Source organism: Sphingobium sp. D43FB (assembly GCF_002312805.1).
In the GTDB taxonomy this organism is placed as follows: domain Bacteria; phylum Pseudomonadota; class Alphaproteobacteria; order Sphingomonadales; family Sphingomonadaceae; genus Sphingobium.
In genome coordinates this window covers 1-248 of sequence record NZ_NMUA01000320.1, presented here as the reverse complement: position 1 = coordinate 248, position 248 = coordinate 1, and the positions used below count along the sequence as shown (strand labels likewise).

Sequence of the window (248 nt, the reverse complement as noted above, 5' to 3'; positions counted from 1 at the left end):
CCAAGGACTTTGAACAGACCATCGCATCGGCAACTGCGTGGCTGTTCATAGCTTCCATCCAGCTATTCGCGCGTCGCATCGCAAGACTATGAAATTTCATCGGATAATTATGAATCAGGCTCTTAGCCCGGATTATTCGTGACGTTGTTCGCTTCGGCGGTCCGCGTTTTTCGGTGCCAGCCTGTATGTGATCAGGACGAGGGATTTCGCTGCGTCTATTTCACCGCGGATATTTGATAGGCTTGCGA

General features: G+C 50.8%; 1 pseudogene. It reads left to right on the top strand.

Annotated elements, in window-relative coordinates:
* Positions 1–92: pseudogene (locus SxD43FB_RS24535) on the top strand (IS5/IS1182 family transposase); the annotation flags it as partial.
* Positions 93–248 lie beyond the last annotated feature (156 nt).